At 63.6% G+C, this 13,868-nt stretch carries 9 protein-coding genes; 1 reads left to right on the top strand and 8 read right to left on the bottom strand.

Annotated elements, in window-relative coordinates:
• Positions 1-5: 5 nt before the first annotated feature.
• The 3 genes from LVJ94_47945 to LVJ94_47935 are packed head-to-tail and all read right to left on the bottom strand — an operon-like array spanning position 6 to position 2,446.
• Complete coding sequence (locus LVJ94_47945) at positions 6-392, bottom strand: cupin domain-containing protein (protein WXB04614.1); 387 nt, start codon at positions 390-392, stop codon at positions 6-8.
• Between the two features lie 57 nt (positions 393-449).
• Positions 450-1,106 (bottom strand): VOC family protein, encoded by a 657-nt coding sequence (locus LVJ94_47940; protein WXB04613.1) that lies wholly within the window; start codon positions 1,104-1,106, stop codon positions 450-452.
• A 53-nt stretch (positions 1,107-1,159) separates the two neighbouring features.
• Complete coding sequence (locus LVJ94_47935) at positions 1,160-2,446, bottom strand: epoxide hydrolase (protein WXB04612.1); 1,287 nt, start codon at positions 2,444-2,446, stop codon at positions 1,160-1,162.
• A 77-nt stretch (positions 2,447-2,523) separates the two neighbouring features.
• On the opposite strand from LVJ94_47935, the gene LVJ94_47930 reads away from it, so the two are divergent.
• A complete protein-coding gene (locus tag LVJ94_47930) occupies positions 2,524-5,037 on the top strand; it encodes an RICIN domain-containing protein (protein WXB04611.1) in 2,514 nt (837 codons plus the stop codon).
• Here the strand turns inward: LVJ94_47930 and LVJ94_47925 are convergent, their stop codons facing one another.
• The 5 genes from LVJ94_47925 to LVJ94_47905 form a co-directional block, all read right to left on the bottom strand.
• Positions 5,038-6,264, bottom strand: a complete 1,227-nt coding sequence (locus LVJ94_47925) for a Hint domain-containing protein (protein WXB04610.1) — start codon at positions 6,262-6,264, stop codon at positions 5,038-5,040.
• A gap of 237 nt (positions 6,265-6,501) precedes the next feature.
• The gene (locus LVJ94_47920) at positions 6,502-8,505 is read right to left on the bottom strand and encodes a Xaa-Pro dipeptidyl-peptidase (GenBank protein ID WXB04609.1); all 2,004 of its coding nucleotides are present in this window, start codon (positions 8,503-8,505) and stop codon (positions 6,502-6,504) included.
• 218 nt (positions 8,506-8,723) lie between these two features.
• Positions 8,724-9,578, bottom strand: a complete 855-nt coding sequence (locus LVJ94_47915) for an SDR family oxidoreductase (protein WXB04608.1) — start codon at positions 9,576-9,578, stop codon at positions 8,724-8,726.
• 18 nt (positions 9,579-9,596) lie between these two features.
• Positions 9,597-10,538 (bottom strand): SRPBCC family protein, encoded by a 942-nt coding sequence (locus LVJ94_47910; protein ID WXB04607.1) that lies wholly within the window; start codon positions 10,536-10,538, stop codon positions 9,597-9,599.
• 412 nt (positions 10,539-10,950) lie between these two features.
• The gene (locus LVJ94_47905) at positions 10,951-13,812 is read right to left on the bottom strand and encodes a tetratricopeptide repeat protein (GenBank protein ID WXB04606.1); all 2,862 of its coding nucleotides are present in this window, start codon (positions 13,810-13,812) and stop codon (positions 10,951-10,953) included.
• Between the last annotated feature and the right edge of the window lie 56 nt (positions 13,813-13,868).

Genomic DNA, 13,868 nt, shown 5'->3' with positions numbered 1-13,868 from the left:
CCGCGTCACTCCACCAACGTGACGAGCGGCTTTCCTTTTTCGACGATGTACGTGGCGAGTTCGCTCCCATGGTCATGGCCGACGTTTCGCGCGGCGTGCACCGTTCCGGCCGGGATGAAGAGGACCTCGCCGGCGTGGAGCGTCACCGGCGATTTCCCATCGATTTCATATTCCAACGAGCCTTCGAGAACATAGATGACCTCTTCGCCCGGATGCGTGTGCCGGCCGAAGCCCGCCCCCGGCTCGAAGCCCACGCGCACTTGAATGGCTTCGCGTCCCGGGACGCTGATATCGTTTCGCTGCAACTCGGTTCGTGTGATTCCCGTCGGCCGGGCATGCGCGGCATGCAGTGCCAAAACGCTTCCACCGATCACCACTGCTGCTGCCAACATGGCTCGCATCGTCTTCATCCAAGTCGTGCTCCTATCGAGTTCGAACGTTCGCAAAAGTTACTTACCGGACTGCTCCCGAACCATGTAATCGGCATACCACTCGGGCCAATGGTCATCGCGGTGACCGAGTGTCTTCTCGTACTCACCATGGGCAGCCTCGGCGCGCCGGAATGCGCTGGCGAGATCCGCCGGCGAGGCGAAGGTCGTCGCGTCGCCCGCCACGCGTCCGGGCAAGCGCGAGGTGATTTCCTGGAACACCCAGCCGTTGCCGTCCGGATCGCGGAACGAAGCGAAGGAACGGTAGCTGCGGTGCTCGGGATCGGGGCCACGAACGCGGATGCGCCCGAACAGGTAGGGCTCGTCCTTGCCTGCGTACGAGTCGCCGGCGTGGTGGAACGCCTCGCTCACGTCGACGCCGCGCGCGAGCAGATCCTTGCGCGTGGCCTCGAGGTCGGAGACGATCAGGTACAGCCCCTGGGCCGAACCGGGAGCGGCCGGGGTCACGTTCTTGCCGAAGATGACCGAGGCCCCGGAGCCGGGCGGCGTGAATTGGATCACGCGGAAGTCGTCGCCGGTGGCAAAGTCCGCGTCGAGCCGCCATCCGAGGCCCGCGTAGAAGGCCTTCGCGCGATCCACGTCCGAAACGGGGATGACGACGATCTCGAGCTTCATGTCCGCCAGCCGCGCCTTCGAAGTGTCATTTGCAGTTGTCATGGTTGTCCTCCTCGATGCACCGGGAGTACGCACGCCGGTGCCGCGTGTTTCACTCAATTCGACCGACGCAGCGATCGGAACGCGGCGCGAAGCTCCGCGCTGAAGAGCTCCGGCTGCTCCCACGCTGCGAAATGACCGCCTTTGTCCACCTCGTTGAAATAAATGAGGTTGCGATAAGCCCGCTGGGTCCAGCTCTTGGGGGCTCGGTAAATCTCACCTGGAAACACGGTCACCCCGACGGGGATGACGATTTCCTCCGTCTTCTGTGCCGCGGCACTCAAGATGCCACTTTTATTTTCCCAGTAAAGGCGCGCAGAAGATGCCGCGGTATTCGTCAGCCAATAGAGCGTGATGTCATTCAGGATTTCGTCTTTGCTGAGCCAGCGCAGGGGCTCGCCGTCGTTGTAGTCCGCCATCCACGCCGCGAGTCCGGCCGGCGAGTCCGTCAACGCGTAGCCCACGGTTTGTGGACGCGTGGCCATCATGACGGAGTACCCGCGTCGCTTCTTGTAGAAGTCACTGACAGCGTCGAACGCGGCTTTTTCGGCATCCGACAATCCGGGCGGCGCCGGCTCACCGCCGTTGATGGCTTTCTGGACATCCGCCGGGACCGTCGCAGGGAGGTTCACGTGGATGCCCACGAGCCCCGCGGGATTCTGACGCGCCATCGCGCTGGTGATGGGCGCTCCCCAGTCGCCGCCCTGCCCCACGTAGCGGGTGTAGCCGAGACGCTCCATCAGCTGCACCCAAGCCCGCGCAATGCGCTCGGGATCCCAGCCGGTACCCATGGGCTTGCCGGAGAAGCCGAAGCCGGGAATCGAAGGGATGACCACGTCGAAAGCGTCCTCGGCCCGTCCGCCGTGGGCGGTGGGATCGGTCAGCGGTTCGATGACCTGCCGAAGCTCCACGAGCGACCCTGGCCAACCGTGGGTGAGGATCAGCGGCAACGCGTGCGGGTGGCGCGAGCGGACGTGAAGGAAGTGGATGTCGAGGCCATCGATGGTCGTCACGAACTGCGGAAAGGCATTGAGCTTGGCCTCGATCGTGCGCCAGTCGTACTCCGTTCCCCAATAGCGCACGAGCTCCTGGAGCTTCGCACGCTGCACACCTTGGGACCCATCGGCCACCGTCTCCGGGTCGGGCCAACGGGTCGCCAGCACGCGCCGGCGGAGGTCGCTCAGGTCGTCTTGGGGAACGTGGATGCGGAACGGACGGATCGCCTGTTCGCCCGCGTTCGCCTCCGGTGCGGCTTCAATGCGGCCTCCGCTTCCACAACCGGCAGCGGCAAGGAAGAGAGCGAACAGTACGGTAAGGGGCCCCCGAATCGCGTTCGATCGCATCGTATGCGATACATCTGCTTCCGACATTGGCCGTTGTCAACCACCCCCCGAGCGCGCTCGATGATACCGTCCTTGCCATGAGGCCCGGCAAAGGGAGTTGGTTCGGTGCATTGGCCGGCGCATTGGCCATCTCGGGATGTGCCGATTCGGGCACCGCCTCGGCGGTGCGCTCGGAGTCCATGGCGCTTTCGACGGGCACGTCGTTTCTGAACCACGCGGCACTCCTTGGTCCCGTGGGGGACCCGGACTGGTTCGAACGCAACATCCCCTTTTTCGAGGCCCCCGACGAGGCCATCCAGCGCGTTTATTACTATCGATGGCAAAGCTACGAACAGCACCTCGTGTACACGGGGGCCCAATACGGCTTTCTCTCGAACGAGTTTCTGACACCCGTATTCTACGGTGCCCCGTACGGTGGCATCAACGCGGCCGCCGGGCACCACATCCGCGAAGGACGGTGGCTTCGCGATCCGCGGTACGCCAAGGACATCATCGACTATTGGCTCAATGGGCCGGGGATCTTTCCCAAACCAAAGGACGAATCGGTCAATCCGAACACGACGGATTGGGCGCATGAATACAGCTTTTGGGCGGCCAGCGCGGTGTGGGATCACTACCTCGTCACGGGAGATACCGCCTTTGCACTGGGCGAGTTGGCGCCGTTGGTGGCGCAATACCGCGGCTGGGATCCGCAATTCAATGCGGTGCTCGGCCTGTATTGGCAAGTACCCGTGTGGGACGCCACGGAGCTCTCGGCGTCCTCGTACGAATCGAGCGATCCGTACCATGGCGGCGCGGGGTACCGGCCCACGCTCAATGCGTACCAATACGGGGACGCGCGCGCCATCGCCAAGATGGCGCGGCTCGCCGGGGATTCGGCGCTGGCCCGCGATTTCGACGCCCGGGGCTCCGCGCTGCAGGGTGCCTTGCAAACGCGTTTGTGGGACCCGAAACGCCAATTCTTCTATGGCATCGCGCGGGACGACAATCCGACGGGGGCGTTCACCTCGTCGCGCGAGGCCATGGGTTTCATTCCATGGATGTTCGACATGCCGCCCGCATCGGATTCCATCGCCTTCCGGCAACTGCTCGATCCCAATGGATTCGCCGCACCCTACGGCCCCACCACCACCGAGCGGCGAAGCCGCTGGTTCATGCACCAGGCCAACGACGGATGTTGCCGCTGGGATGGCCCTTCTTGGCCCTTCGCGACCTCGCAAATCTTGACCGCGGTGGAGAACCTGCTGCTCGATTATCCACCCCAGGGGGACATTTCGGCCAGCGACTACGTCGCGCTGCTTCACACGTATGCGGCGACGCAATTCAAAAATGGCACGCCCTATGTCGCCGAAGCCCACCAGCCGGATACGAACCAATGGATGTACGACGCGCACGCCCATAGCGAGGATTACAATCATTCCACGTACACCGACAACGTCATCTCCGGGCTGATCGGCCTCCGCGGGCGCGCCGACGATCGCGTGACGGTCGCGCCCCTGGCGCCCGCGGGCTGGGACTATTTCGCGCTGGAGAATGCGCCATACCACGGGCACCTGCTGACGATCTTGTGGGACCGCGCGGGCACCCGCTACGGCGTGGGCGCGGGGTTGCACGTGTATGTCGACGGCGTGGAACGCGCGCGGCAGGGCACCACGAACGCGGTCGCCGTGGACGTCGGGCCTGCGGTGATTCCGCCCGACGAGACGCGGGTGAACCTCGCGGCCAACGGGCAGCGTTTCGCCCATGGCGTGCAGCCGTTCGCGTCGTACACGTCACCGTACGACGACGTGTGGCGGGCCATCGACGGCATCGTGTACCGCCAAGGCATTCCGCAGAATAGCCGCTGGACCAGCTATGCGAGCCCGAATGCGGAGGACCATTTCGGCATCGACTTCCAGCGCCAGGTCGTGATGGACCGTGTGGCCCTCTATTTTTACGACGACGCGGGCGGTGTGCGCGTTCCCTCCCGTTACGATCTCCAATATTGGAGCAACGGCGCCTGGCTCTCGGTACCGAATCAAACGCGCTCTCCGTCGTCGCCGGCGGCCAATGCGCGGAATGGGATCACCTTTCCGGCGCTGACCACGTCCAAGCTTCGCATCGTGGCCCCCAACCGAGGTGCTAACGTGGGCTGGGGGCTAAGTGACGTCGAAGCGTGGGGCGAGCCTATTTTTCACGTGGTGAACGTGCATAGCGGCAAATTGCTGGCGGTGGAAAATGCAGCGCAGACCGCCGGCGCCCAGGTCCAGCAGTACCACGACAACGGGACGCGCGACCATTTGTGGAGGTTCGTCCGCGCGCCAGGTGGGCAGTTCAAAATCGTGAACGAACATAGCCACCTGGTGCTCGGGATCCGGCAGGCCTCCATGGAGGACAGCGCGGGCGCAGTCCAGTGGAGCGACGACGGCGGTCCCGATCATGTGTGGCGGCTGATCGACACCGGGGGCGGGCGATTCAAGATCAAGAACTCGCACAGTGGCAAGCTGTTGGCGGTATCCGGGATGTCCACAGCGGACAGTGCGAACGTCGTACAATTCGCCGACAATGGCACCGCCGATCATTTGTGGACGTTGCAGGCTACGCAGTATTGACTATTTGCAGCTTGCTCCAGGCTTCGAATAGAGGAGTGTCTGCGCCTTGGTTTCGGCGTCGACCTGGTAGACGCAATTCACCTTGGGATTGGCCTTCAACTGGGGGAACTCGATGCGGTCCCACGTCGAATTGTCGCGCTTGTCGGGTCCCGCGAAGAAGTACGCGTTGCCGCTCGCCTTCCCCGCGTAAATGCGGGATTCGGTGCGCCACCAATCTTTCGTCGTGGGATCGTTGGGATTCCAGGTCGCGGAACAGATGCCCTGATCCTTGATCCTGCCCTCGAGCGTGTTGCGGCCATTGGCCCGTGCCCAGGCTTCGGCAGCTTCCTTGACGCCCGATCCATCGTTGAAGCGCCCGGACCAGAAGACCGCGCCATCGGGGTCCGAGGTGATCTTGCCGCCGGTGCTGGCGGGGCGGTCCGGCTTTCCACCGTTCTTCGCGCAGGGATCCGGAGGAGGCTTCTTCGCGTTTCCAGGATCGCCTTTGGACTTCCCAGGGTCTCCCTTCGAGCTTCCGGGATTGCCCTTGGAGTTTCCAGGGTCTCCTTTGGAGTTCCCGGGGTCTCCCTTCGAGCTTCCGGGATTGCCTTTCGCGCTTCCGGGATCTCCCTTTCCCGGTCCGCCTTTGCCGCCCTTACCGCCCTTGCCTCCTTTGCCCCACTTGCCCGGTTTGCCTCCGGGCGCTCCAGGTCCCCCGAAGTCGTCCCGCATGCACTGGTTGTGGACCCAGACGCCGCTGCGACCGACGAAGAACGTATGGTCGACCTCGACCTCGAGGTTGTAGACCATCGCCTCCTGCGCGATGGGCACGACGTTGGCCACGTGGACTTCGCGACCGTGGCGATCCAACGAGGCTTCGTGGGCACGCAGGTCTTCGGCCGCAACCCACCCACGGTCGAGCGTAAAATACGGGTGCTCGGGGGTGGACCGAATGCGTTCGCGTTCCCCGTCGACGGTAACCCACGCCACCTCGACCAACGAAGGTGCCGCACGTGCGAACGTGCGCGCGATGCGGCGCGCAGAGACCACATCGTCCGACTCGCCGCGCGCGAACACCCAATCGCCGACCGCAAGGCTCTCGATGGGGCGTTCGCCCGACGGGGTCGCCACCATCGTGCCCGCAACGAAGCATTGTCCCTCGACGTGGCACGCCTCGTCGGCGACGGGAGCGCCGTCGTCTCCGTCGCCGAGGGCTTGGCCGAAAGCCACCAACCATAATGTGGCCACGACGAGGAACACGTATTTGAACCTGGAACGATCGCGTCGGCGCGAGTCTTGCCGAAAGGCGTCCATTTTCACCCCATTTTCCTGCGACGCAAACGTTTAGCTCAAGGAGCGAGCCCGCGCCGGATCAAAATGAGTACGTGGGGATGGAGAGTATGGTTTCGCGCGTACCTCGATGGCCAATCGCGCGGGTCATGAACGGCATTCCGACCATGCCCGCGCCCGAGTTCAACGGAACGCTCAGTAGAACGTGGCTGTCGGATCGAAGCTGTCGGGCCAATCCGCCGGAGGGGGTGCGTGGATGCGCGGGGCGACGAGTAGCGCCGGATCCTCGGCGGGCGCGAGAACCGCGCGCGCGGAAACCGAAGTTGCCCCGAGATCCACGATGGGCAGGCGCAACGCGGACGCGGCGAGATCGACGTCGATGGTGGCGCCCGTGGTTTGCGGGGCGGTCAAATCTCGGTCGCTGGCCACGAGGACGAGCCCCAGCACGTGCCCCGCGTCGATGACCGCATCGTCCACGTCCAGCGGCACCACGACGTCGTACCAGGTGCTCGAATTCAGCGAGCTCGGGTTCCGAAGCGAATCACGGTGCGCCGCGTCCAACCAGCCGCGGGTGATCACGCCGTAGTCGGTATTCGCGACATCGAGCTTCGTGTCCGTGTAGCACGCGTCGTCACCGGAGGACGATTCACCCCAGCACGACGACGTGGTCAGGTTGACAATCCCGTCGGTTCCCGAGCGGTAGCTGAGATTCCGGCTGGCGCTCCCATAGTCGACGAGGCGCGCGGTGAGTTCGCTCGTCGGCTTGTTCGAGCGAATTCGCAACTTCACCTGGGCCGCGCCGGACATCCGAATCGCCCTCGAGAGCTTCTGGCTCAAAAAGACGAGACGGCCGTTCTTGGCCGTGTTCGGGCTCGACGTGGCGCTCGCCTCGGTCAACGACGGAACATCGGTAAAGGTCCGCAGCGGGGCGTCCGTGCTGGAGGGAAGCCCCCCGAGGGTGCCCGTCTGCCCATCGCCGATGCCCAAGGGGAGCGATTCCGTGTGCACGCCCTGCGCGGGCCATACCGCGTCGTCGACCCACGTGCCGGGCGCGCGTTCGACGGCGGCCATCGGCTCCTGCATGATTCCGTTGTCCAGGCCCAAAAGCCAATGATCGAACCAGCGATGCAGGGTGTTGACCCATTCCGTGCGCCGAAAATCGAACGGATCCACGTGGGCCACCTGCGGCAGCCAGATCTTGCGCGGTACGTTTCTGGCTGCGAGCGCGCTCCACCAGGGACCGAATTGATGGGGGGTCACGTTCCAGTCGTTGAGACCGTGGACGACGAAAACGCTCGCGCGAACTTTGGATACGTCGGGAATGTAGTCGCGCGCCGCGTAGAAGTCGTTGTAGTTGCCGGTCGCATCCTCCTGGCCCGTTCGGAGGGCCCGCGTTTGGGCGTCGCACACGCCCGAGGGGCGGCCGCTCATGCTCGTGGCCAAACCGCTCATTCGATTGGAGCCACGGAGGGTGCCGTTCGCGCGAACGTAAACGTACCAGCTGCTGATCGCGGCGATGGGTACGATGGTCGTCAGGCCTTCCACACCGGTGGCCGCAACACCGTTGGCGATGGTGCCGTCCCATGATTTTCCAATCATGCCGACTTTGCCCGTCGTCCAGTCGGCCACGACCGCCGTGCCGTTCGACCGGCGGGCCGTCGCGCGCCCGTTGAGCCAATCGATGACCGCCTTCGTGGCAAGGATTTCCTCTTTGCCGCCCACGTCGAGGCAGCCGGTCGAGCGATTGGTACCCGCCAGATCGACGCCGATGAAGGCATATCCGCGCGGCACGAAGTAATTATCATAATACAATGGCATCTTTCGAATGACGCCGGACGAGTCGTACGCTTTCAGCTCCGCCTCATTTCCGCGTCCTCGATTGCTGTAATACGGTGATGCCTCGAGGATGACGGGGACCTTGGTGGTATCACCCGCGGGGAGCCGAGGCCGCACGATGTCCACGGCCACCTTGTCGGGCTTGCCGTCGCCGTCGTTGTCCAGCGTCGTTTCGACCCACACGGCTTCGCGAATGGCGTCGGCGTACGAGTAAACGGGCGTGCTTTCGAGTGCCTGCGCGCGCGAAACGGACGGATCGTCCGTCGCCGCTCCGGAGCATGCCGCGAGAACGAGTCCCGTTCCCGTCAGGGCAGCCAGGCGTGCGCCGCGCACTGCAACGATACCGCTTTTCAGATGAGTCATGTTTGCGACCTCGGTGGATGGATCGCCCCTCTTGCGGAGTAGGCTGCGCTAGGTGCACACTCCGCAAGGGCTACCGCGGGGCGCTTGAAGCACACACCCGCAGGACCACTCATCCGGAATCAGCGTCCGTGACGTAGCACCCTCTCGAGGCGGGCGCAACGGCTCGAGCGCCCTTCCCACCAAGAACGTATCGCGATCGGCTTTGGCCTTGGCTCTTCCTACTTCGACCCCTCCCCGGACACCGCGGCGCTCCACTTGAACACCACGTTGCCGGTCGGGTCCGTGTACTTGTAGGATGCAACCGTCTTGACCATGTCCGACGTCGGGTATCGAAAGTGGGGCGCGTCCGCCGTTGCCGCCTCGACGATGACGCGCGCAATGTCGTCGCTCGATTGCGCATCTGCCGCGTAACGCGCCTCCACGGCGCCCATGTATGCCCTGAGCATCGGCGCGTAGGGATCGTTCGGCGGGGTGGTTTGCCGCCCCGATGTCTCGAGCACGTTGGCCACGAACTCGGTATTGACCGGCCCGGGTTCGATGAGCGAAAGGTGCACCCCGAACGCCCGTGCCATGGGCACCAGGCTCTCCATCAGCCCTTCAACGGCAAACTTGGCCGCGCAGTATGCGTCGTTGAAGGGCTGTCCCAGGAGACCGCCGATGCTCGATACGGTGATGATGCGCCCGGAGCGCGCCGCGCGCATGGGAGGAAATACCGCTTTCGTCGTGCGGACCACGCCGAAGAAGTTCACGTCCATCATGCGCTCGAACTCGGAGAGCGGAGTCTGCTCCATCGTGCCCAAGAAGCCCGCGCCCGCGTTGTTCACCAGGACGTCGATCTTCCCATAGCGGGTGAAGATCTCGGAAACGAGCACATCGACCGAGGTCGTCACGGAGACGTCCAGGACACGGATGTCGAGCGAAACCCCTTCGCGCGCAGCGCGCTCGCGCAAGGGGCCCGCCCTCTTCACGTCCCGCAGCGTGGCGATGACCGTGAACCCGGCGCGCGCGAGCGCCACGGCCGACGACAATCCGATTCCAGACGACGTCCCCGTCACCAACGCAATCTTGGGCATGAGTTCTCCGAAGCGATCTTACGAGGAGCGGCCGCCGAGGGCGGAATTGATGAACTTCACACCGGCCTTGAGGCGGTCGAGGATCGCCTTCGTGCTCTCATCCTTGTTCCCCGTGGGTACGAAGAGAACATCGTAGCGGAAGGCGCTCTTTTCATTTCCTCGTGCTTCGAGGTGAATCCTTCCTCGATAACGGCTGACCGGGAACGAACCTTTCAGGATTTCGTACTCCAAGGTGCGGCTGTCGTCGTTCTTGGAAATCAGCCGTTCCACGATCGAGTATCCCGCCTTGAAGCGAATCTCTCGAAGGTACGGGTCCTTCGTATCGACCTTGACGGATTGCGCATCGAGCACCCAGCTGATGTCGTTCCAATTGCTGATGACGGACCAGAGCCGATCGGCAGGGACGAACACTTCCTCCGCCAATTGCGCGGTTTGATATCCGTGCTTCTGCTGGATGTACTCCTCCAGCCGCGGCAAGCGCTCGAGGATCAGCGGGTCGACGTGCGAGAAAATTTGAGAGGCGGCCTCCGGCTTCTGCAATACCATCTTCAGCTCGAGCGTCACCAAGGTGTTGCCCGGCGAGTCCGTCTCCGTGATGGGGAGGAAGGCCAGCTTCGCGCTGTAGCGCTTGAACACCTGTGTCTCGCCCGGGACGATGATGGTCCACACGTATTGGTGATCATCCTGCTCGACGAGCTTCTCGAGCACCTGTTGGCCGTTCCAGTCGAACTCGATGGTGGATCCCACACCGTCGCCCGTTCCCGGCACGAGCTTCACCGGCGAAGCCGTTTCCTGGGACGAGTGTATGAACTGCTGGAGTTCCAGATAACTCTTGGTGATGTGAGGCCACACTTCTTGGATCGGATAAGGGAAGACACGACTCGTAAACCGCGTGAACTCTTGGTTGATGCCGTTCAATTTACCGACAAAAACGCCCGATTCGCTGCCAGTTGCGTTCATTCGTAGTCTCCGTTGTTTGAAGTCGCTCGATTCGACGATGGCGCAAGCGAAGCTACGAAATGTCGGCACATCATCGACATTTCAATATTCCATCCAAAGAATACGACTTATGGCCTATGGAATGATGGAGCGTCGTCAGCAGGCCAGCGGGCCGCGCGGTTGCGGTGTCGAATTCCAAATACGACCCGATGTCTTTTCGTCAGCTCCAGCCGCATGCCCCTCTTCACGGCATCATACATCGACCGTGATGCTGACGCTCTACTCCAACGGCTCGACGGCGCAAGAAATTTAACAACTGACGACACACAGTTGCCGCAAGAACGATTTCGACCTGAGTGGGTATCGCCATACCCGCCCTTCTTCCGTACGTGACGACTCGGTTGTGATCACGTTTCGTCGTGCGAAGGCTCGTTCATCGTTGCGGTGCGGTGGTCTTTGCCAACCACGTCTCGACGGCAACTGCGTTTTCGGCGTTGGCGCGGCCGGCGCGCCGGTAGCCGCCGGCAGCATCCGTGGCAAGGCGTCGGGCGCGATCGCGATCCCCGCCCGTCTGCCACAGAACGCGCGCAAGGGCGAAGTCGACGGTGGCACGATCGGCTGGGCGCGGCGGAATGGCCTCGCCCGCGAGAAGCTTTTCGGCGCGCTCGAGGGCCGCGAGCGCCTCCGGGAATCGGCCGAGCTGCTCGTTCGCTTCGCCGATGCACGCGAGGGCGTCCGCGATGAACGGCGCTCCGACGCCCGACCGGCGCTCGTTGGCCTCGAGCACTTGGGTACAGAGTTGCAGGGACTCGCGCTCCCGGTGCAGGGTGCGCAGAAGCCGTCCCAGCCGGACAGCAAGGCGGATCGTCTTCGGGTGGCTAGGCCCCGACATCCGTCGACTGGCGGCAAGCGCTTCCTCGTAGATCGTGCGCGCCGTCTCCAGATGCCCGAGCGCCTCTTCGGCGCGGCCGATGCCCGTAAGCCGGACGGGTAGATTTGGCTCGTTCGGCGAAGCCATGGCATACGCGCGACGATAGAGAGGCAATGCCACGTCGGGTTGACCGTCTGCCATATAGGCCGTCCCCAAGGTCGAGAGGGCATACGCCCGATCCTTGTCCTCGAGGGTCGAGGACTGCTCGATGATCTTCATGGTGCGCTGCCCCACCGCTTGCACGCCCGCGCTGTCCCCTTGCTCGCCCAGCAATTGCGTCAGCAGCGCCAGCGTTTCCACGAGGGGCGGGTAATCCGAACCAAATAGCGCCTCGGTTTCGGTCAGGGCCAATTGAATATGTGCGGTTGCTTTGTCGGTTTGGTTGAGAAACTGTTCGGCAATTGCCAAATTTTGATAAATCTCGACACGAAACACGTTGTGAGCCGCGTAGACATGCCGTGACATCTCCAATGCGGCATTCAGATGCTCGGTCGCCCGCTGATATTTTCCTGCACGCGATGCGACGATACCGAGAGCGAACAAAAGCTCGACATGCGCCGGCCCTTGGGCATCGAACCGCTCCACCGTCGCCTCGACGAAGGGGAGCAGGGGCTCGACCTCGCTCGGACGCCCTTGGCTGTTGCCAATCACACGAACCATTTGAATCCAAAGCAAGGGCAGCAACCGTTCTTGGCCACTCGCTTCGGCATCGGCGAGTGCCTGCACGAGGCTGGCCTCGGATGCTTCGTATTCGGCGGCCGTTTCCTGCAGGAGGCTAAGGCGGTAAAGCGCTTCTGCGGCGAACCCTCGATCGGGCAGATGCCGGGCCAGTTCGAGGGCTTCTTGCGCCGCAGCTTTTCCCGGCGCGACCTTGTGGGCATCGTTGAGCGCCCGGCTCTGGGCAAGGAGATCACGAATGCGATCCACGGTATCGGGGCTCGCTCCTTCGTGATGGGGTGTCGGCATGAGCGCGAGCGTCGTGGGATTCGTGCACGCCGAGAGCGAACCGAGTTGAAGGAGGACATCGTACGCATGGACACGCACGTCCCGATCGCCGTCGGCCAGTACATCGGTCACCGCGCGCAACTCCCGGCGACGTTCGTCGAGGCACGACGAAGATCGCTGGGACATCTCGTGGTCTTGGGCATGCCACCATTCCGCACGCCGACAGAGGTCGACGCTCGTGCGTTGCCATTGGTTGGCGTACGCATCGATGGATGCCGAGACCCCTTTCCAGAGCTCGTGCCCAAAGGCTTGGCCATCGCCAACGAACACGCTCTCGACCTTCTCCCTTCGCGGGGGGTCCCAGATCCCGGCGACCGCGTGCGTCGCCGCAAGATCACAATGCTGCGCCCGATGGCGCTGGAGTGCCGGCACCCCCGTGAGTCCCGCCGCCAGACATGCCACGGCGCCGATGCCCATCCCGCGCCATCGCCGTCGCCGCGGAACACTGGCCAGCGCGTCGAGCAGGTGCTCGAGCGACGGATACCGATTCGCGGGATCGCGGGAGAGACTGCGGCGCAGCACACGCAAATAGCCAGGATCCGTCCGCCGGCCAGGATCGGCCACTTGCCCGGCGCAGAGCGCCAGCATGGATATCTTCCCGCTCGTGTCGAGAAAGGGGTGATGACCGAACAACGCTTCGTACACCACGCACGCAAAGCTGAATTGGTCGCTGCGCGCATCGGTGTGCAATCCCAGGTATTGCTCCGGCGCCATGTACGCCGGCGTCCCGAGGAATGCGCCCGTCTCGGTGACGCGGCAATCCAACATCGACGGCGACGCCGACGGCGGCACCGATACGTGGTCTTGGACCTCGTGCGCGTGCACGGAGCGCGCAAGCCCAAAATCGACGACCTTGGCGCGTTGCTCGCGATCGACGAGCACGTTCTCGGGCTTGAAATCGCGATGCACCAGACCGGCATCGTGCGCCGCGGCAAGCCCGCGGCCCGCCTGCTCGAGGAGGCGCAACAGACCCCGCGGCTCGTCCCCGGCGCGGCGCATCACGGAGCGCAAGGATCTGCCGTCAATCACCTCCATGGCAAAGAAGACCTGTTCGCCAACCTCACCGACATCGAAAATGCTGACGACATTGGGATGGACCACCTGCGCCAAGGCTTGCGCCTCGCGCAGCAGCCGCGGTTGTGGCGACTCCTCGTCCGTCGTGCTTGGTCGGACGCGCAGTAGCTTGAGCGCGACACTGCGATTGAGTTTCGGATCGTAGGCGCGGTACACGCTGCCCATTCCGCCCGTGCCGATCAAATCGATCACGAGGTAGCGACCAACGTACGTTCCCGGCTGAATCTCGGACGTATCGCGCCACGGCTGGCGCTCCTCCGATTCTTCCTGCGAAGGGCGCGGCATACGGGGTGACGCTGCTCCGGTTGTCACGAAAAATCAAGGCGATATGTTAATGCTCC

This window comes from Sorangiineae bacterium MSr11367 (assembly GCA_037157805.1).
Lineage (GTDB): Bacteria > Myxococcota_A > Polyangia > Polyangiales > Polyangiaceae > Pendulispora > Pendulispora rubella.
This window is presented reverse-complemented; position numbering and strand designations above follow the sequence as displayed.